The organism is Prevotella sp. MA2016 (assembly GCF_000619825.1).
Classification (GTDB): Bacteria; Bacteroidota; Bacteroidia; order Bacteroidales; family Bacteroidaceae; genus Prevotella.
Window position 1 is genome coordinate 189,581 of record NZ_JHUW01000009.1, and the last position, 19,387, is coordinate 208,967.

The window sequence follows — 19,387 nt, forward strand, 5'->3', positions numbered from 1 at the left end:
CTTTAATTTGTATTTGGGATGGTGAGGATGAAGCGACAGCCAGAGTGGTAGGTGGTGTCGAGAACGACATCGCCGCCTAGGTTCTGGGCGTGGCGCTTGGCCAGAGGGAGGCCCAATCCGAGACCCTCGGAGAGGTCGTCGACTTTGGTGAAAAACTTAAACATGTGCTCTATCTCATCTTCTGAGATACCTTTGCCCTGGTCCTCTATAATATAAGTCACAAAAGCGTCGGTGGCTGATATACGCACTACAACATGCTGCCCATCTGAATACTTAACTGCATTGAAAAGCAACTCAAGTAAGCTGTGCATAAAATAGATACGGTTGGTATTCACACGGAAGTCATCAGCCAACTCTGTCTCAACACGAATCCCAACACCAGAATTGCGTTGTAGCACTACAGCCACAGAATCGCGCGCCAACTGGTTACAATAAACGATATCGTTCTTATGACTGTTCAACTCTTCAGAGAGACCTGAATCAGAGCTATCAAAAAGCATCAGAACCATACGCTTCAGTTGGGTAGCATTATAATTCATCGTGTCGGCCACGTTCTTCATATCATCTTCCGGAAGACTGCTTCCGCCGGCATCGCTCAGCACCTGAGCAAAGCCCATGATAATATTGAGCGGTGTACGGATCTGGTGAGTCACATTCTGAATGAAAGTTGTCTTCTGCTGATCAGCCTCCTTAGCTAAGAGTGCAGCTTGTAGCAGTTCCTCGTTGCGCTGCCTGGTCTGATCGCTTATAAAACGTACACTCTTCATGTGCTTATTGAGCGACTCAAGCATCGTGGCAAAACTGTTCTGCAAGCGCCCTATCACATCTATGCGCTCACTATGCGGTATGGATACTTCCATGTTTCCGGCAGCCACACTTTGCACCTTGAGCAGCAACTGGTCTAATGGCCTGATAGTATGCGACATCATCCTGTAACACAAGAGGATAATGACCAATAAGCCCAAGACGAGCAACGACAACACCAGATAGATCAGCTTATGATAGCCAGCCATCACGTCGCTATCCGGGCAAACGATAGCCAGGCTCCATGATGTGCCAGGCACTGGCTTGTAGCATACGATACTGTTGGTACCACCGATATTCATCAACTTACTTCCCTGTTTGCCATTAATCATCTCATGCCCCAACACTATCTGGTCGGCCATCTCGCGGGTATCAGCACCAGTGAAGATGGTCTGCTTGAAGAGCATGGTTGAATCAGGATGTACGAAGTAACGCCCATCCTCATCAATCATCATGAAATAAGAGTTGGGATAGGGTTTCAGCTCCAGCATATCCTTAGATAGTCGTAAGAGCGACAAATCGGTAGAGATGATGCCTACAAAGGTGCTATCGGCATTATAAAGTGGTTTACCATATGAGGCCACCATACCATCGATGGTAAGCTCCAGCGAGTCGGCCTCATCATAGTAGGCCACCCAGCATGGTCCGTGCTTCTCGTATGGCGCCTTATACCAGCGTTTATGGAAGTAATCGTAAGGCTCCTCTATCACGGTAGTCACCGAATCAGTACTACCCTCTCTGACGGAGTAGGCAGAGAAATTGCGACCATAGGCAGAGAAGGCATACGGCTCGGCACTGATGGAACAGCCATCGATATGCGGATTAAGCGATACGATACGATTGGTGAATTGCATCAGCGTGTCGGGATAAAAGCCCTGCTCCACCTGCCAGCTATAGGCATTAGTAGCCGTCTCGATAAAGAGCAGATGGCGCGAGAGTTGCTGCATGGCCAAATTCAGCGCACTGCTGGCATGGCCGATAGCCTCATTGCGGATGATATGTCGCGACTGCGTGAAGAGCACGCCCAGCGATACCATAAAGATAGGGGCAGCCAGTATGAGCAGCGCCACAGTGAGCTTGGTAGAGAATGATTTGCGGATATTAATCATGGCCGGCCTCCTTTCTTATATCATCGTCCGACATCGAAATCAGATTCTTCAGCAGTTCGGTAATAGCCTTACCATTCTTCTGGATATCAGCAATCAGCACGGGTGCATCCTGTGTCGATTTTTCACATAACTGGTTCACATCCTCCTCGATGGCAGCAGCAGGGGCCATCATCTGGTTGGTCATATTGTGCAGGAAAGCCGTCTTCATGCGGTCGGCCTTCTTAGCCTTATCATAGGTCACGCGCAACTCATCACAGCGTTCATACAGCGTTGTCTTGAGCTTCTCCAGTTCATCAATCTTGGTGGCCAGTGAGCGCTGCATGATCTGGAAATTATCCTGCAATCGTCCCACCTCATCTATATGCTTACTATCGGGAATAGCTTCATTGAAATGTCCTGCCGCTATATGCTGTGCTTTAGTGGTAAGCATTAGCAATGGTTTCAGGCGACTCTTGATAACCACATAACTAAGCAGAAACATCACCAGCAAGCCCACTATAGCAATGGCTAGCACATAGTATAGCAAGTCGTTGTAGTCGCCAAAGATATCGTCCTCAGGATAAACGATGCCAGCACTCCATCCGAGATGCCACGTAGTACGACTTCGCAAGCTGTCGCGATTGAAAGGCTTAAAGAACACATAATAGTCGTTACCCCACAATTCGAAGGAGCGATAGCTTGCTTGTCCGGCTATCATGGCCTCTAAGGCCTCACTCATATCAGGACTGGCTATGTTTTCAGACAACTCGAAAGCCGACTGCTGCATCAGGCGTTCACTATAAGGATGCACGATAAACGAGCCCAAGCTGTCTATCAGCACACAGAACGAATTGGCAGATGGCTTGGCTTGAGCCACAATGCGTGAGAGCTGCCTCATCGACACATCCACACAGATAGCACCGATATGCTTACCTGCCCCATCTTCGATAGGGATACTGAAGCAGATGAGCGAGTCCTTATCAGATTCATCAGTTTTCACTGACCATTTGGGCTCCATATATGCACTATCGCTAAACAGGATAGTACAATCGGCTACGTAAGGATTACTCTTTATCAGCTTACGTCGATAATAGTCGATAGCCTTAGGGTCGCCAAGGTGAGGCACCATACTATAATAAACATTACCGGCCATTTGCTCAACACTCAGCAGAATATTATCGATATTCTTCATAGTGGCATCGAGCGTCAAGTCAACACGTGCCAGCGTTTCCTCCTTCACTTTTTTTCGTGAGTATTCAAGCATAACGACCAATGAGACTATGAGCAGAACAGCCATAGCCAAGACAGCCATCAGACTAATCTTGACCGACAACCGTCCTTTTATAGACCTCACAAGTCTAGTCATACCTACCTTTTTTTTATTTATATTCCTTTGCTTTACGTTTGCCGCGCAATACTGCCAGCGCATTCAGAGCCAGCGCTTCCATTTCGTCTTCGCCTGGGAAACAATGTACAGGCGCCAAAAAGCCAACACGCTCGCGCAGACGATTCACGATATACTCACTTCGGGCCAGACCTCCTGTCAGCAGTATCGCATCTATCTTTCCACAGAGTACAGCCGATTCTGAGGCGATATTCTTGGCCACATGATAGATCATCGCATCAAGAATCAGTTTGGCATGTTGATCACCATAGTCTTCGATACGGCGCAGGATTTCACGCACGTCGTTGGTACCAAGATGCGCATTCAGTCCGGCCTTGCCGGCAATGCGCTTCAGCAGCTGCTTCTCGTTATATTTTCCACTGAAACAGAGACGAATCAAGTCTGACGCCGGCAGCGATCCTGCCCGTTCGGGCGAGAATGGGCCCTCGCCATCCAGGGCGTTGTTAGCATCAACCGCACGACCTTTCTCATGAGCTGCTATAGAAATGCCACCACCCATGTGGCAGATAATCAGATTCAGATCCTCATATTCCTTACCTATCTCAGATGCATATCTGCGGGCAATGGCGCGCTGGTTAAGCGCATGCCAGATACAGATACGGTTCATCAGTGGCGAACCAGAGATACGGGCATAATCGTTCAACTCATCCACCACACCAGGGTCGGCAATAAACGAGCGACAATGAGGAATAGCAGATGCTATCTCGTGCGCTATCAGGCAACCTAAGTTGCAGGCGTGGTTATGCAGAGCTATACCGCTATGTGTATCCTGTATCATCAGATCATTAATCTCGTAAACACCACCTTCGAGTGGTTTAACCAGTCCGCCTCGACCTATCACAGCATCAAACTCTACAGGAATATCGGCCTGGCGCAACTCGTCGAGCACCAACTGCTTACGGAAATCCTGCTGCTCGATAACATCGTCGAAACGGGCCAGTTCATCGGCACTATGAGCGATGGTGCGGACCAGTATAGGCGATTCGTCGTCGAAGACGGCTATCTTAGTAGATGTTGAACCAGGATTAATTACTAATATCTTCATCAAATTGCTGCTAAAGCCAATGAGTAATACTTAGAATCAGGACTGTCGGCACGCGATGGGAGCACGCAACAGCACTGTGTGCCCTGCAGCACACCCGCCGTCTTGGCATAGCCAAACAGGGTGATAGCTTTATAGAACACATTACCAGCCACGATATCCGGGAAGATCAAGGCATCGGCCTGACCATCGATAACAGAGTGGATACCCTTTTCGCGCAGACTGACGGAATCGAGCGATGTCTTCAGGTCGAGCGGACCATCTATGATGCAACGCCCGAACTTACCCGTCTGAGCCTCGGCAATAATCTCCAGATAATCCACTGTATAAGGGAACACCTTGGCACTCACCTTCTCAGCACAGTGGATGAGCGAGATGCGGGGCTCCTCGATACCTAAGGCGTGGCACACATAGTTCATATAGTGTATCTGCTGGCGGCGCTGGGCCTCGGTGGGCACAGGTATCACAGCCGCATCGGTAAAGAACAGCAACTTCTCATATTTAGGGATCTCTGCCATCGCCACATGAGTGAGCACATGCCCTGGGCGCAGAATGCCGTTCTCCTTATCAAGGATAGCCTTCAACAATACATCGGTATTCACAAGACCTTTCATCAGGATGTCGGCCTCGCCATTCTTGCACATAGCAACCGCCCTGCGCGCACATTCTTCCTTATCGTCACCATCCACATAGATGGGCTCTATAAATCCCATCTCCTTACCTTTCTCTACAGCATAACGGGTACTGGCGTCGCTGGCGCATACTACTGCCACACGCTTCTTATCACCTCGCTGCTGGAGGAAAACAATCATATCGTTTAGGGTTCTTATAGCCTGCATAGGTTTATTATTTTATTGCTTTAATGCTGCAAATATACGAACTTTTTTGTATCTTTGCAAACAGAATCGAATAAAAACAAGAAAATGAATAAAAAATATCTGATATTGTCGGCATTTTCCTGCCTGACAAGTATGGCTCAGGAACAAGCGCCGATGGTGCTGCAGTACAACAAACCCGCCACCTTCTTCGAAGAGTCGCTACCTATCGGTAACGGAAAGATGGGCGCACTCATCTATGGCGGCAGCGATGACAACGTGATCTATCTGAACGACATCACGCTATGGACGGGCAAGCCTGTGAATCGCAACCTGGATGCCGATGCCCACAAGTGGATACCAGAGATTCGCAAGGCGCTGTTTAACGAGAACTATGCCCTAGCCGACTCGCTGCAACTGCACGTTCAGGGTCCCAACTCGCAGTACTACCAGCCTTTGGGCACACTGCATATCAAGGACTTAGGTTTGGGCGAGATCAAGGATTACCAGCGCACGCTGAATATCGACTCGGCCATCGTTCGCGATAGCTACAAGCGCGATGGGCGCCTCATCACCCGCGAATATTTCGCCTCGAACCCCGACAAACTGATGGCTATCCGCCTGCGCGGCGACATCAACTGTCAGATAGCGCTCACCGCCCAAGTGCCTCATAAGGTGAAGAGCACGCTGGGACAGCTCACGATGACAGGTCATGCCACAGGCGACCCTCAGGAGAGCACCCATTTCTGCACCATGCTGCGCGTGCAGACCGATGGCGAGATGGCAGCCAGCGACTCATCGCTCACCATCACCAAGGCCAAAGAGGCTATCATCTATATCGTCAACGAGACCAGTTTTAACGGTTTCGACAAGCATCCTGTTCGCGAGGGAGCCAACTATCTGGAGATGGCAGCCAACGACCTCTGGCACACGCAGAACCTGAGCTACGATGAGTTCTACGCCCGCCATCTGGCTGACTACAAAGCTATCTACGACCGCGTGAAAATCTGTCTGAACAAGGACCGCCGCAACCCCAATGACCTGCCTGGCGCCAAAGAGCGCCGCACTACCGACGAGCTGCTGCTGGCCTATACCAATGGCAACGAGCCGACACCCTATCTCGAGGAACTCTACTTCCAGTTCGGTCGCTATCTGCTGATTTCCTGCTCGCGCACTAAGAATGTGCCTGCTAATCTGCAGGGACTCTGGGCACCACAGCTGTGGTCGCCTTGGCGTGGCAATTATACGGTGAACATCAATCTCGAAGAGAACTACTGGCCTGCCTTTGTGGCTAATATGGCCGAGATGGCAGAGCCGCTGGATGGTTTTATAGCTGGTCTGGCTGCCAATGGAGCCTACACCGCCAAGAACTATTACAACATAGGTAAAGGTTGGTGCTCGAGCCACAACAGCGATATCTGGGCTATGACCAACCCCGTAGGCGAAAAGAACGAGAGCCCCGAATGGAGCAACTGGAACCTGGGCGGTGCTTGGCTGGTGAACACCCTCTGGGAGCGCTATCAGTTCACACAGGATAAGACCTACCTGAAGAATATTGCCTATCCGCTGATGAAAGGCGCTGCCGACTTCTGTCTGAACTGGCTCATCGAGAATCCCAAGCAGCCAGGCGAGCTGATTACAGCCCCCAGCACATCGCCTGAGAACGAGTATAAGAATGACAAGGGCTATCACGGCACCACCTGCTATGGCGGTACTGCCGATCTGGCCATCATCCGCGAGCTGTTTATCAACACCATCGCTGCCGGTAAGGTGCTCGGACTGAAGAACAAGGAGATGGAGCAGGCCCTAGCCAAGCTGCATCCCTACACCATCGGTCATATGGGCGACCTGAACGAGTGGTATTACGACTGGGATGATTGGGACTTCCAGCACCGCCACCAGAGCCACCTCATCGGGCTGTATCCTGGTAACCACATTGTCAGTGGACAGTTTACAGTTGAATTACTAAAGGCTTGCGAGCGTTCGCTGGAGATTAAGGGCGACAAGACCACAGGCTGGAGCACCGGCTGGCGCATCAACCTCTGGGCCCGTCTGCATAATGCTGAGCAGGCCTACCATATCTATCAGAAGCTGCTCACGCCTATTGCCCCACGCGGATCGAAGAAGACCGACTGGAAGGAATGGCACAAAGGCGGTGGCACCTACCCCAACCTGTTTGATGCCCACCCACCTTTCCAGATTGATGGTAACTTTGGTGGCACAGCAGGCGTGTGCGAGATGCTGATGCAATCTACACTGAACGGCAACAAAGCCACTATCGAGCTGCTGCCCGCCTGTCCTGAACAGTGGAGCGAAGGTGCCGTCAGCGGTCTTTGCGCCCGTGGCGGTTTTGAAGTATCGTTTGAGTGGAAGGGCCGCAAGGTGCGCTCATGCAGCATCACAGCCAAGAAAACAGGCACCATCAGCCTATTGTATAATGGTCAGCAAAAGACGGTGAAGATCAAAGCCGGTCAGACCCAAAACATCAAGACATGGTAAAGAAACAAAAGCCAGAAATTCAAAGTACCGACTGGGAGAAGGCCAAGCGCTGGGAAGGGTCGGTAACACTCGACAACGACCTGCTGTTGTCTGATCAGATACACTTGGCGCCGATGCCCAGTGAACCCAGAAAGATGAACTTCATCCTGATAGGCCTTTGCACCAAGGGCACTATCAGATACACCATGGACACCAAAGAGCTGATTGTGCATGCAGGCGAGATGCTGGTGGCCAGCGAGCGCCACATCATCGATGAGTATCAACCTTCGCCCGATATGGAAGGACTATGCATCATGATGAGCGTCGACTTCTTTCACGAGATAATCAAGAGTGTACACGACGTGACTTCGCTGTTTGTGTTTGCCCGCATGCAACCCGTGATGAAACTTAATAAGGATGAGATTACCACCTTTAAGGAGTATTTTCAGGTTATCAAACAGAAGATTAACGACAACCACAACCACTTCCGCAAGGACCTGATTCGCACGCTGATGCTAGCCATGTTCTACGATGTGGGCAATGTGATATATCGCGTGAAGGACTTCGACGAGTCGCTGCTACGCTCGGAAAAGGTGTTCACCAAGTTCCTGAAGATGGTGGAAGAGAATTGTAAGCGTGAGCGCCGCGTCAGCTGGTATGCTCAGCAACAGTGCATCACACCCAAATACCTGTCACAGGCTGTGAAGCGCATCAGCGACCGCACAGCTGTAGAGTGGATAGAAGACTACGTTACGATGGAGCTGCGCGTGATGCTAAAGAACACGAGCAAAACCATCAAGGAAATCACCGAGGAGATGAACTTCCCCAATCAGAGTTTCTTAGGTAAATACTTTAAAGAGCATGTGGGCATGACGCCCTCGGCCTATCGCAAATTATAGGTAGCCCTGCTCTTTCAGCTGGCTCACGGTATCCAGCAACTCCTGATACCACGCCTCACCAAACCGACGAATGAGTGGATCGCGCAGAAACTGATAGAGCAGCAGATTCTCCTGGATGCCTTTGGCAATGGCCATCTTGCACACGTTCCAGCGGTTGTAGTTCAGACCCACGAGACCGCCGCCCAGCTTCTTTTCGCGGATGGGATAGAGCGCACAACTGATAGGCTTGCAGAATTGGGTACGCCCAGCTCTGTAAGCCTTTTCTAATGCACACAGGCAGCAGTTCTTAATGGGCAGATGGGTATTCCAGTCCTCTATATCGCCATAGTAAGTAAACACACAGTCTTTACCGCCTACGATACTCGTCACCAGGTCACCCTCTTGATCGGTATAGGCCACACCTTGTTTATCTATCACAGCTTGGGCCGATGCCGAGAGGTCGTCCCAAACGGTATCTACACATGTTTCGATGGCAGCAATCTCATCCATCGTTACAGGGGCGCCAGCGTCGCCCTCTACACAGCATTCACCTTTGCAAACGCTCAGGTCGCAACAGAACTTCTCCGTCAGGATCTCTGACGAGAGCAATACGTCGCCTACTTGTATGATTGGAGGAAGAGTATTCAATTTATTAAGAGTTAAATATTGAGAACTGAGAACTGAGAGGTATGATTACCAGGTTATGGGAGTCATACCGTTTTGTTCGAGATAGGCATTGCAGCGGGAGAACTGATGCTGACCGAACCAGCCACCACGATTGGCGCTCAGGGGCGATGGGTGCACACTCTCCAGCACCAGATTGTTCTGCTTGTCTATCATATACGCCTTACTGCGGGCATAACCGCCCCACAGCATATACACCAGATGCTGGCGGTTCTGAGCCAACACCTGTATAGCGGCATCGGTAAACTTCTGCCAACCCAGCTGCGAGTGACTGTTAGCCTGATGGGCTCGCACCGTCAGCGACGCATTCAGCAGTAGCACACCTTGCTCGGCCCAGCGGGAAAGATTGCCCGATGTAGGGATAGGCGTACCCAGGTCGGCCTGAATCTCCTTAAAGATATTCTGCAGCGATGGCGGAAAGGGAATGCCGTCCTGCACCGAGAAACTCAGTCCGTGGGCCTGTCCTGGCTCATGATAAGGGTCCTGACCGATAATCACCACTTTCACCTGGTCGAACGGACACAGGTTGAAGGCATTAAAAATCAGTTTGCCCGGCGGATAGCAGGTATATTGCTGATACTCTGCACGAACAGAATTGGTGAGCCCGACAAAATAGTCTTTGTCGAACTCACCAAGTAAATACTGCTTCCAGCTTGGTTCTATCTGAACATTCATTATTTATTGTCGCAGATCAGGTTCTCACCAGTCATGTCGGCAGGCTGCTCCAGACCCATGATATGCAGGATTGAAGGAGCCACGTCGGCCAGACGACCGTCCTTAACAGTAGCCGAGTTGTTGTTGGTTACGTAGATGAAAGGCACGGGGTTCAGTGAGTGAGCGGTGTTTGGAGTACCATCGGCATTGATAGCGTTGTCGGCATTACCGTGGTCGGCAATGATGATAGCCTCGTAGTCGTTGGCCTTAGCAGCCTCGATCACGTCCTTCACGCAGTTGTCAACAGCCCAAACGGCCTTGGCAATAGCGTTGTAGATACCAGTGTGGCCCACCATATCACCGTTAGCGAAGTTCACCACGATGAAGTCGTACTTAGCCTCGTTGATAGCAGCCACCAGCTTATCCTTCACCTCGAAGGCGCTCATCTCAGGCTTCAGGTCGTAGGTAGCCACCTTTGGACTTGGCACCAGGATGCGGTCCTCACCCTCGTAAGGCTGCTCGCGACCACCGTTGAAGAAGAAGGTTACGTGCGCATACTTCTCAGTCTCGGCAGTGTGCAACTGCTTCTTACCCTGCTGTGAGAGATACTCACCCAGGGTGTTCTCTACGTTCTCCTTAGGGAAGAGAATGTTCACGCCAGTGAAGCTAGCGTCGTATGGAGTCATGCAGTAGTACTGCAGACCGGGGATAGTCTTCATGCCCTGCTCTGGCATATCCTGCTGTGTGAGCACGATGGTGAGCTCCTTGGCACGGTCGTTACGGAAGTTGATGAAGATCACCACGTCGCCCTCCTCGATGCAGCCGTTCACGCTGCTGTTGTGGATTGGCTTGATAAACTCGTCGGTCACGCCGTCGGCATAGCTCTCCTCTACGGCCTTCACCATATCAGTAGCCTGCTTACCAGTACCGTTCACGATCAGGTCATAGCCCTCCTTCACGCGCTCCCAGCGCTTGTCGCGGTCCATAGCGTAGAAACGACCTACGATGCTGGCGATGGCAGCGTCGTTGTCGGCACAAACCTTTGTCACCTGCTCGATGAAGCCCTTACCGCTCTTGGGGTCGGTATCACGACCGTCCATGAAGCAGTGAACGAAGGTCTGGTTCTTCAGACCGTAGTGCTTACCCACCTCGATGAGTTTGAACAGGTGGTCGAGGCTAGAGTGCACACCACCGTCAGAGCAAAGACCCATCAGGTGCAGTTTCTTATTATTTTCCTTGGCATAGGTATAAGCAGCCTTTACCTGAGGATTCTCAACGATAGAACCGTCCTTGCAGGCGCGGTTGATCTTTACGAGGTCCTGATACACGATGCGACCGGCACCGATGTTCAGGTGACCCACCTCAGAGTTACCCATCTGTCCGTCGGGCAGACCAACGTCCTCACCAGAAGCCTGGAGCTGAGAGTGAGCTGATGTAGCTGTCAACAAATCGAGGTAAGGAGTAGGTGTATTGTAGATCACGTCACCCTTACCATGCTTACCGATTCCCCATCCATCGAGAATCATCAAAAGTGCTTTCTTTGCCATAATCATATTACTTTTTAAACGTACGTTCTATAAATCGCGTGCAAAGTTACAAAAAAATTTGCAATTCATATTTCATATTCATATTAAATTTTACCTTTGTCGCCAATAATTAATCAAATCATTGAGTATGAGATGTTTTTCATAAATAGAATAGTAAGGGCAAAACCCATATGAGTTTTGCCCTTTCACAATAATTATCCGAGGACGTCATTGTAATCCGATATATATTTATCATCGGTGGGATCGGCATTACCACCTTTACTACTGCCTACCAATAGGTTTGCCTGATGCTGCAGAATAACTACTTGCATCTCTGGCTTCTTATATACTTTCTTTTTCATTGCTTTATTTACATTTTCTCATTTTTACATTTTTACATTTACTTCACTACGACTTTGCGTCCATTATTGATATAGATACCCTTCTTAGTGGGCTTGCCGCTGAGCTTATGGCCGCTCATGTCGTACCAGCCGCTAAAGTCTATCTCACCTGTTTCGGTGTCGAGCGTGCCGATAGCTGTGGTCTGCTCGTCATCGCCACCTACTGAGCCTACCAAGCGCACGGTGATGCTCTTTGGCAGTTCCTCATCCGTGTCAGCTGCGCCACGGGTGAAGGCTCGGTTCGAATTCGACTTGCCGTTCCATATCAGATATGCTCTCATCGGGAGAATCTTAGCACCGCTAGCCACTCTTACGAAGTCGCCTACATCAATGTCATCTTTCGCCACACCCGCAAAGCCGTAGGCACGGCCTATCTCCTCAGCGTTTGCACCGCCGGATATCCATTCCTTATATTCATACGTTCCCTTGAAGGTCCAGTGGCAGCCCTCATCAGCTGTCTCACATTTGCCGCCCTCTTCTGTGCAGAGCGTCACACCTTTGGAAGGGATATTGGGGAACGTCATTTCTGTTGCTATAGGCATAAACAGATACGGTGTATTCGCAATCAGCTTGCCCTCTTTATTTGCGTCATTGCCTGTCTCCTGCATCGTAGCAACCCACTGATTGTTTACTTTCTTTACGTCTACAAACTTATAGAACGTGCCACCCTCTTCGCCATTGCAGGTATAGTTGAATGGCAGCATCACCGTAGATGCCTTGCCAGGAGTGAATGTGCGGTTGCTGGTCACGTGATTCACGGTTATGTAATCATCAGAAGGAATATCGACTGGATCTACCGATGTGCCGTCTAATAACGCCGTTTGTCCGTTCTGGTCTTCATAAAGATATACTGCACCATATTGTCTTGCTAAGCGGGGTGTGATGGTAAACATCGCTTCTCTTGAGCCAGCATAATTGCCCTGACCGGTGATGGTATAGGTATAGTTGCCAGAATCCTGGATTGGGCCACTCGGAGCAGTCACGGTGTAGTCGGTATTCTCAGTGAGCTCGGTCTCGCCATCCTTTACGACAACAGCTGTTCCATCAAAGGATATCTCGCCGCCCGTATAGGTCTGCGATGGAATGGTAATGGTGATGTCATCACTAGTCACGGCCTTCTGGGCGATGGTCACCTCGATAGAACCAGAAACATCGTTATGATTGGCATCGCCTGCCACCTTATAATATACGGTATAAGTTCCAGCATTCGTTGCTGTTGGGATGTCCTTTGAATAATTATTGCCGTCGGTGCTGTAAAGCAATGTGCCGAAGTCGGTTGTGCCAGCATTTACAAGCGCCAGTGCCGAGCCATCATATACAAGGTTTTCAACAGCCGCCGGAGCTGAGACTGTGGGCGTAGCTTTTACGATATTGAATGTTTTTGATGTCGTTTTAGCATAATTCCCCTTACCGGTAATAGTGATGGTTGCTGTACCAACTATCGTATTGGCGCTGTAAGTCACCTCATAATCCACATCCTTCACAAGTGCCGATCCCTCATACGTAATCACCACAGCAGGCTCGAATGCAGAACCTGTATAAGGCTGGTCATCTATATTAGCGATGTCACAACTTCTGATGTCTCTCTTCAGCGTAGCCGTCAGGTCGAGGCCATCTTTTGGTCCGTTGTTGTCACTATGGAAGGTGAGTGTCATCTGCGTGCCGCTGCTGATGAGCGTGCCGATGTTCTCTCCTGACTCACTACCATACTTGTCGCCAATCTTTTGTGCAGAGGTAGAGCCGCCATCATACACCATCAAGTAGTCATATAGTTTATTTTCCACCACTTCCGCCGTCACCGTGCCGGTGAGCTGCAGGACGTGGTTATCGGGAGCAATCAGAACGAGACCGCCATTACAAGAGTTGCTATATTTGGCCTTAGCGCCGCCATCATCATACACTTTAAACGAGCTTACGCCCGAGGGGATGGTAGCATTTTTTATGCCGTTCTTTGGCATGTTGATGTAGTCAACACCATTGGCATCTTTCTTGAAGCCGATGGAAATAACCTCGAAGTCGATGGACTTCGAACCTGTGTACGAGCCCTTGCCATTGATGGTCAGCGTGTATTTGCCCCCTTCGGTGATATGGATGGTGGTCGATTCCTGCGATGTCGTACCGAGCGTGGCAGTATAGTCAGTGCCCAGTGTGAGCGTATTTTTTTTGGCATCACTCACGCTAAAGGAGATGTAGAGGTCGCTGCCCGTCAAATTGTACGAGGCGCTGATGCCCGAAATGGTGGCAACAGAAAGCTGGTATTGTTCACTGCCCTTAGGAATGAGTTTTAAGCTCACCTTGTTCTTGATATTATCGGTGGTAGCCTCCTCATCACCACCTGAAAGATTGAACTTTTTGCCATCGGCGATGCTGATGCTTTTAAGACGGTGGCTGAAGCCATAAGCTGTTACGTTGGACTTCACGCCTGTGACCTGGATGATATCCGAAGTGTTGGTCCAGCCAAGGACCAGCGAGCCGCTGGTGTTATCGTCTACGTCTTTGCCCGGACCTATACCAGGACCATCGCCGCCACCGGTAGCAGTCACCTGTCCACCATTGATAACGATGGCACCACAGCCGCCATAGGCACCAGTCTTAGAGCCACAGCCACCACCAATACCAGCAGCCCCGGTACCACCCGTGGCGTTGACGACGCCGCCGTTGATGGTGATGGTGCCGTTGTCGGTGAGTTCGCTATTAAAATCACCACCGATACCAGCGCACTGATTAGCGCCCTGAACGTTGACAATACCGCCGTTGATGGTGATATCGCCGTATTGGGTTAGATATGTAACTGAATAGGTTGACTTTTTATAGCCACCTCCGATACCGGCTCTTGTTCCTCCTTCAATGGTCAGCGTGCCAGTGCCGTTAGTGCCACCTTCGATGGTCAGAGAGTTACCTTTTCTCACCTCGATGCCATTCGGTGCAGTGAGGGTGTAGCCGTCGGTGAGTTTGAGCGTCACATTGCCCGTGACGGTAATACGATCTGCGATGTTCACGTCGCCGTTGGTCACGTAAGTGTTGCCGCCCGTCCACGACGTGGTGGATGATGTCAGCGTCACGTTGTCGGCCCACGCCGTAGAGGTAGTGAGTAGCATCAAGAGCAGGGTTAATAACAATCGCCCTATATGGGCGGTGGGTGGGGCAATTTTTGCAAGGTGCGTCATTGCCCGGAATGAATTTTGAAATAGTTGAGTAAAGTGATACATATAGTGATATTTGTTAAAAAAATAAAACTTAAACACATACTAATGAACAATCCGAGCGCAAATCTATAAAAAAATATCAAATTAGAGGTTGGCAGGGCCCCTAAAAAGGTTGGCAGGGCCCCCATTTTTTTAAAAAATACCACATTTTAGGTATGTTTTTAACAAAACAAGGTGTTATTGTGCTCAAAAAATTTGTTAACAAACTATATCTAAATCGCATTTTATTTGGATTTTCGTATCCGGATTGATCAGGGGGTCGGTTCTCGTGATCACTAAAAAGCAGGACCTGCAGTTGGGACTCAGATTCAACCTAAATTCATCAAAATAAAAAATCGCAACAATCCTATACTGTTGCGATTTTCTTGTATAAGCTCATTTTTAGCGATGAGTTAACTCAGAAAGGGTATTGAGTTAACTCAATGAGAGTTTTGAGTTAACTCACGGTTTCTGAGGGGTATAGTTACTGACTTTTCAAACATCTTAACATGATCACTTTATGGCAGCGTTGTGAAGCTCTTGATTTCTGATTTATACCATTCGCCCCACCCTTCTTTGAGAATACAGATGGCTGAACCTCGATAATAATAAGTGGTGTTGGGCTTCAGCTTCTCTAGGGTGACAACCATCTTATCACCATCCTGCTTTTTGAAAGCACTGGCACTAAACAGCAGGTTGTTTTTGTCCTCACCATAGTTGATAGTGCACCACTGCTCGGCGGCATAGCCCTCGCCTTCGAGCACGCAACTCAAGGTAGCTGTGGTAGAGGTGACGTCAGTGGCATCGCCCAACTTGATGTCATCGGCAGGATTGCGTGTCGAGAACTCCTTCACTTCGCTTTCGGCCACAGTCTTATCACCCTGCATGGCCACAATCCAACATTTGTAAGGTGTGTTGGGATACAGGTTCTGAAGCAGCGCCGACAGTTTGTCGCCACTGAGTGTCATATCTACCTTATCCCTTAACGGCCAGTTTTCAATCATTCGCTCATACATCAGAACATATCGCAGTCCGGGCTTAGATGCAGCAATCTTGGATGTACCAGTCACCTCGGCCCAAACAAACTTCGGATTCACCTCATCCACAGTCATCAATCCATCGCGATTGCCGGTAGCGAAACTCTTGACAGGTCCGAACTGGCAGGCATAGGCATTACCCACCGAGATATAGGCACAATAATAATAGGTGGTGTTAGACTGAAGATTGCCAACATGAGCGGTCATATCCTGGAAGCTAAAGGGCACTGATACAAACTGGATGCCCTTCACAGACTCACCATTTGCATCCACCATGCTTTGCGTCTTGGCAAAGATATCCTTATCGGTGCTGCAAGCCACACCATAGCTGATGAACTCCATCGCCGACGTGGGAGGCTGCTGCGTGAACTTCACAGGCACCTCGGCCGAATCGAAATCGATCTCAGTCACATCGCCAACGGTGCAAGGCAACTCTACCGACAGGGTAGTGAACGACTGCTTGTCAGCATAATAGCGCATCTCGCCCACCTCTACAAACATGCGGTAATAGTACTGCGTAGCGGGCAGCAAACCATAGGCTGTGGCCACCAGATGACTATTTTCCATCTCATTGATATAGGTAGCCATCGATTGGTCCTTGGCGAAGTTCTCTGAGAGCGAGAGTTCGATACCAGGACGCATCTCGTAGCCATGCGTGTTGAGATAGGCGGGCACCCTGTCGGGATAGAACTCACCGCTCAGCTCAGCATAAGTAGCACCTACGGTCTTAGGACTGTTGGTCACAATATATTTACCGAAGTTCGGGTCATCATCATGATCGTTCTTACAAGATGTAGTTACACCAAGCAGCAAGGCTGCAAAGAGGCACATGGTGCTCAGCGCTGTTGAGAAATAATTGTTTTTTAAGTTCATCATCATATTATTTTGGCCACAAAAATAAGCATAAAATCACGAATCACCAAATAATATCCGATAAATCTGCACAGGAATTGCCATATCTCTCACAACAAAACAATTTGTTTTGTTGTTAAGAGTGATACTTTTGAAACATCCATCACCCTACTTATATTATTGGTTTTAAACTTGTTACGGCAAAAAGTGACACTTTTTGAATTTTTTAGCACTTTAAAATAAAATCAGCCAGCAGGAATTAACCTACAGACCTCAACCGAGCAGGCAGCAACAGAGCAGATAGCCGACTCCGATAGAGACAAAGGTGGTGATAAAACCGGATAACTGGAAGGAGTGATTGATGACGTATTTGCCAACAGAAGTGGTGCCGGTACGGTCGAAACCGATAGCCGCAACCTCAGTCGGGTAGTTGGGCAGGAAGAAATAGCCGTTGACAGCAGGGAAGAGGGCCAGCAGCACCTGTGGCGGCACACCCAGCGCCAAGCCCACCGGATAGAGGGTCTTGACCGTAGCCGCCTGCGAGAACAGCATGATACTGAACACAAACAGCGGAATACCGAACAGGACAGGATAAGACGTAAAGAGCCCCTTCACCGAACCCATGATAGCCTCGTGATTGCCTAGGAAGAACGTGCTGCCCATCCATGCCACACCGAAAATAGCCACCATGGCATTCATGCCCGAGGCAAACACATTACCCTTAACGGCCACGCTCACTTCGGCCTTGCCCACCAGCAGGATCAGCGCAGCGATGCCCATCATCACAATCTCAATGATATAGCTCATACTCATAGCTTCGCCGTGGAAGTGCGGACGGAACGAAGGGATAGAGCCGAATAGCACCACCAGCAGCACACCAAACAGAAAAGCAAGCACAGCCCATCGGCTCCGCTTCTCATGTTCGCAGTCTGAGGCGGGGTCATCCTCATGATGGTCTATATCCATCAGGCCCTCACGCACGCGACGCTGGTACTCAGGGTCTTCCTCCATCGGTTTACCTACAAAGTTCTGCACGAAAGCGGCCACGAAGATGGCAATGAGCGACGAGGGCACCGTGATAAGCATAATCTCGCGGATGCCGATGCCTGCACCGCCGAGCAGCGACTGCGACAGGATGGCTGCCGTAGCTGCCGACACCGGCGAACTCGTAATACCCAGCGAGGCTGCCACCGTAGCCACACTCAGCGGCCGTTCGGGGCGCACCTTCTCCTTATATGCTATCTCAGAGATAATCGGCAGCAGCGCGTAGCAGGTATGTGCCGTTCCGGCTAAGAAACAGAACAGCCACGTTACGAACGGCGCAAAGAAGGTGATACGACTAGGATGACGCTTCAGGAACTTAGCGGCCACGTTAACCATATAATCCAGTCCGCCAGCAGCCTGCAACGCCGATGATGCCGTGATAACGCTTACAATAATCAGCATCACATCCACAGGAATCACACCAGGCTCCAGCCCGAAGAAAAACACGAGTATGAACACTCCCACCATGCCATAGATACCCAGACCGATAGATCCTACCTTAGCACCGACGAAAATCATCGCCAGCACCACAGCCAATTGTGCAAGAATCAAAAGCGTTGCCATAATCAGGTTAATATATTTCCTCTGCAAAGATACGTCGTTTACAGGAAAACTCCAAATATTTTGTAGGTTTTTTGAAACCTTTGGAAATTGTAAGAAACTAAATAACTATGTAGACCATAGAGAAATACTTGATGGTTCCTTCTGATTCCATGCTTAGGAATGGGAAGCTGGTTTCACCTTTTTCCGCTCCATTTGTGTCATACTGCAGATGTCGGCTAAGGATATGATTGTCACTTTTCTCTATATCCTCAATACCCAAGTCGGCAAACTTGGAGAACTCCACGATTCTCGACCGCATTTCCACATCGTCAAGATGGTTTACGGCCATATTCCACATCCTTTCTTCGTCAGAGCATGTAAGGATGGTTTAGCCCCAACCACAAGAGGACCGACATTCACAACGAATGCCGGTCCTCTCGCTTCTAACTCATTATAACATATTTGATAAACACCAGTATCAGCATCATGAAGGAAAAGGCGAAAGCCCAATATTTACTGGCGCACTTTAGCAATGCGGTCGAAAAATGCATCTGCTCGTTGGATGCGGCATACTGAATTAAGACAACTGCCATGGTGAACAACAATGCTACATAGAATGCGCTGCCTACCATATAGCCCCACCCCATAAACTGGAGGTTACGAAGCATGTTGAGGAATGGCACACTAAGGAATACGCATGCAATAATAATCGATTGTTTATCCGTTGCTTTCATCATTTTATATCTCTTATTTATTGATTGACGGTGCAAAGATAACTACTTTCGATGGCAAAAAGGGTTAACCGAACGTTATTTTTTTGTTAAATACAAAAAAGTCCCAACCTTGAGGTGAACAAACTTATGAAAGGCTGCTGAAGAAGAAAAAGGATAGCATCAAGTTCACGGAAAACGAACGCAAATGGTTCCACAAACTGGATAGGGTTGCTAAGTT

The 19,387-nt window shown here is 49.4% G+C and carries 15 protein-coding genes; 2 read left to right on the forward strand and 13 right to left on the reverse strand.

Annotated elements, in window-relative coordinates; all coding sequences use genetic code 11:
* Positions 1 to 2: 2 nt before the first annotated feature.
* From T360_RS0106820 to T360_RS0106835, 4 genes are read right to left on the reverse strand one after another with little or no spacing between them, the layout of a single operon-like run.
* Positions 3 to 1,913: an ATP-binding protein gene (locus tag T360_RS0106820; RefSeq protein WP_028912122.1), complete on the reverse strand. Its 1,911-nt coding sequence runs from the start codon at positions 1,911 to 1,913 to the stop codon at positions 3 to 5.
* The gene (locus T360_RS0106825) at positions 1,906 to 3,258 is read right to left on the reverse strand and encodes a cache domain-containing protein (RefSeq protein WP_197019280.1); all 1,353 of its coding nucleotides are present in this window, start codon (positions 3,256 to 3,258) and stop codon (positions 1,906 to 1,908) included. Before T360_RS0106825 ends, T360_RS0106820 begins: the two co-directional genes overlap by 8 nt.
* Before the next feature lie 13 nt (positions 3,259 to 3,271).
* On the reverse strand, positions 3,272 to 4,342 hold the full coding sequence (gene buk, locus T360_RS0106830; RefSeq protein WP_036929059.1) for a butyrate kinase: 1,071 nt from the start codon (positions 4,340 to 4,342) through the stop codon (positions 3,272 to 3,274).
* A complete protein-coding gene (locus tag T360_RS0106835; protein WP_028912125.1) occupies positions 4,342 to 5,178 on the reverse strand; it encodes a phosphate acyltransferase in 837 nt (278 codons plus the stop codon). The genes buk and T360_RS0106835 overlap by 1 nt, the downstream gene beginning before the upstream one ends.
* An 84-nt stretch (positions 5,179 to 5,262) precedes the next feature.
* On the opposite strand from T360_RS0106835, the gene T360_RS0106840 reads away from it, so the two are divergent.
* Positions 5,263 to 7,653, forward strand: a complete 2,391-nt coding sequence (locus tag T360_RS0106840; protein ID WP_028912126.1) for a glycoside hydrolase N-terminal domain-containing protein — start codon at positions 5,263 to 5,265, stop codon at positions 7,651 to 7,653.
* A complete protein-coding gene (locus tag T360_RS0106845) occupies positions 7,647 to 8,531 on the forward strand; it encodes a helix-turn-helix domain-containing protein (RefSeq protein WP_028912127.1) in 885 nt (294 codons plus the stop codon). The genes T360_RS0106840 and T360_RS0106845 overlap by 7 nt, the downstream gene beginning before the upstream one ends.
* On the opposite strand, the gene T360_RS0106850 is transcribed toward T360_RS0106845, so the two are convergent.
* The 9 genes from T360_RS0106850 to T360_RS0106890 all read right to left on the reverse strand — a co-directional run bounded on the left by T360_RS0106850 (position 8,526) and on the right by T360_RS0106890 (position 19,173).
* Positions 8,526 to 9,158, reverse strand: a complete 633-nt coding sequence (locus T360_RS0106850) for a DUF3109 family protein (RefSeq protein ID WP_028912128.1) — start codon at positions 9,156 to 9,158, stop codon at positions 8,526 to 8,528. The two genes, T360_RS0106845 and T360_RS0106850, sit on opposite strands and share 6 nt — an antisense overlap.
* 45 nt (positions 9,159 to 9,203) lie before the next feature.
* Positions 9,204 to 9,869 (reverse strand): uracil-DNA glycosylase, encoded by a 666-nt coding sequence (locus T360_RS0106855; protein WP_028912129.1) that lies wholly within the window; start codon positions 9,867 to 9,869, stop codon positions 9,204 to 9,206.
* Entirely contained in the window at positions 9,869 to 11,395 is a 1,527-nt protein-coding gene (gene gpmI / locus T360_RS0106860) for a 2,3-bisphosphoglycerate-independent phosphoglycerate mutase (protein WP_028912130.1), read from the reverse strand. Before gpmI ends, T360_RS0106855 begins: the two co-directional genes overlap by 1 nt.
* Before the next feature lie 194 nt (positions 11,396 to 11,589).
* Positions 11,590 to 11,736 (reverse strand): hypothetical protein, encoded by a 147-nt coding sequence (locus T360_RS16155; protein ID WP_155949406.1) that lies wholly within the window; start codon positions 11,734 to 11,736, stop codon positions 11,590 to 11,592.
* Positions 11,737 to 11,774: 38 nt separating this feature from the next.
* Positions 11,775 to 14,942, reverse strand: coding sequence for a CUB domain-containing protein (locus tag T360_RS0106870; RefSeq protein WP_197019281.1), 3,168 nt, complete (start codon positions 14,940 to 14,942; stop codon positions 11,775 to 11,777).
* A gap of 536 nt (positions 14,943 to 15,478) precedes the next feature.
* Entirely contained in the window at positions 15,479 to 16,876 is a 1,398-nt protein-coding gene (locus T360_RS0106875; RefSeq protein WP_028912132.1) for a fibronectin type III domain-containing protein, read from the reverse strand.
* A 246-nt stretch (positions 16,877 to 17,122) separates the two neighbouring features.
* Entirely contained in the window at positions 17,123 to 18,457 is a 1,335-nt protein-coding gene (locus T360_RS0106880; RefSeq protein ID WP_028912133.1) for an anaerobic C4-dicarboxylate transporter family protein, read from the reverse strand.
* A 97-nt stretch (positions 18,458 to 18,554) separates the two neighbouring features.
* On the reverse strand, positions 18,555 to 18,755 hold the full coding sequence (locus T360_RS0106885; RefSeq protein WP_155949410.1) for a hypothetical protein: 201 nt from the start codon (positions 18,753 to 18,755) through the stop codon (positions 18,555 to 18,557).
* Between the two features lie 124 nt (positions 18,756 to 18,879).
* On the reverse strand, positions 18,880 to 19,173 hold the full coding sequence (locus T360_RS0106890) for a hypothetical protein (protein WP_028912135.1): 294 nt from the start codon (positions 19,171 to 19,173) through the stop codon (positions 18,880 to 18,882).
* Positions 19,174 to 19,387: the final 214 nt, after the last annotated feature.

Excerpts from the sequence above, each read along its gene's own strand:
- T360_RS0106820 (WP_028912122.1), bottom strand. The coding sequence starts at position 1,913 with ATGATTAATATCCGCAAATCATTCTCTACCAAGCTCACTGTGGCGCTG.
- T360_RS0106825 (WP_197019280.1), bottom strand. The coding sequence starts at position 3,258 with ATGACTAGACTTGTGAGGTCTATAAAAGGACGGTTGTCGGTCAAGATT.
- buk (WP_036929059.1), bottom strand. The coding sequence starts at position 4,342 with ATGAAGATATTAGTAATTAATCCTGGTTCAACATCTACTAAGATAGCC.
- T360_RS0106835 (WP_028912125.1), bottom strand. The coding sequence starts at position 5,178 with ATGCAGGCTATAAGAACCCTAAACGATATGATTGTTTTCCTCCAGCAG.
- T360_RS0106840 (WP_028912126.1), top strand. The coding sequence starts at position 5,263 with ATGAATAAAAAATATCTGATATTGTCGGCATTTTCCTGCCTGACAAGT.
- T360_RS0106845 (WP_028912127.1), top strand. The coding sequence starts at position 7,647 with ATGGTAAAGAAACAAAAGCCAGAAATTCAAAGTACCGACTGGGAGAAG.
- T360_RS0106855 (WP_028912129.1), bottom strand. The coding sequence starts at position 9,869 with ATGAATGTTCAGATAGAACCAAGCTGGAAGCAGTATTTACTTGGTGAG.
- gpmI (WP_028912130.1), bottom strand. The coding sequence starts at position 11,395 with ATGGCAAAGAAAGCACTTTTGATGATTCTCGATGGATGGGGAATCGGT.
- T360_RS16155 (WP_155949406.1), bottom strand. The coding sequence starts at position 11,736 with ATGAAAAAGAAAGTATATAAGAAGCCAGAGATGCAAGTAGTTATTCTG.
- T360_RS0106870 (WP_197019281.1), bottom strand. The coding sequence starts at position 14,942 with ATGACGCACCTTGCAAAAATTGCCCCACCCACCGCCCATATAGGGCGA.
- T360_RS0106875 (WP_028912132.1), bottom strand. The coding sequence starts at position 16,876 with ATGATGATGAACTTAAAAAACAATTATTTCTCAACAGCGCTGAGCACC.
- T360_RS0106880 (WP_028912133.1), bottom strand. The coding sequence starts at position 18,457 with ATGGCAACGCTTTTGATTCTTGCACAATTGGCTGTGGTGCTGGCGATG.
- T360_RS0106885 (WP_155949410.1), bottom strand. The coding sequence starts at position 18,755 with ATGCGGTCGAGAATCGTGGAGTTCTCCAAGTTTGCCGACTTGGGTATT.
- T360_RS0106890 (WP_028912135.1), bottom strand. The coding sequence starts at position 19,173 with ATGATGAAAGCAACGGATAAACAATCGATTATTATTGCATGCGTATTC.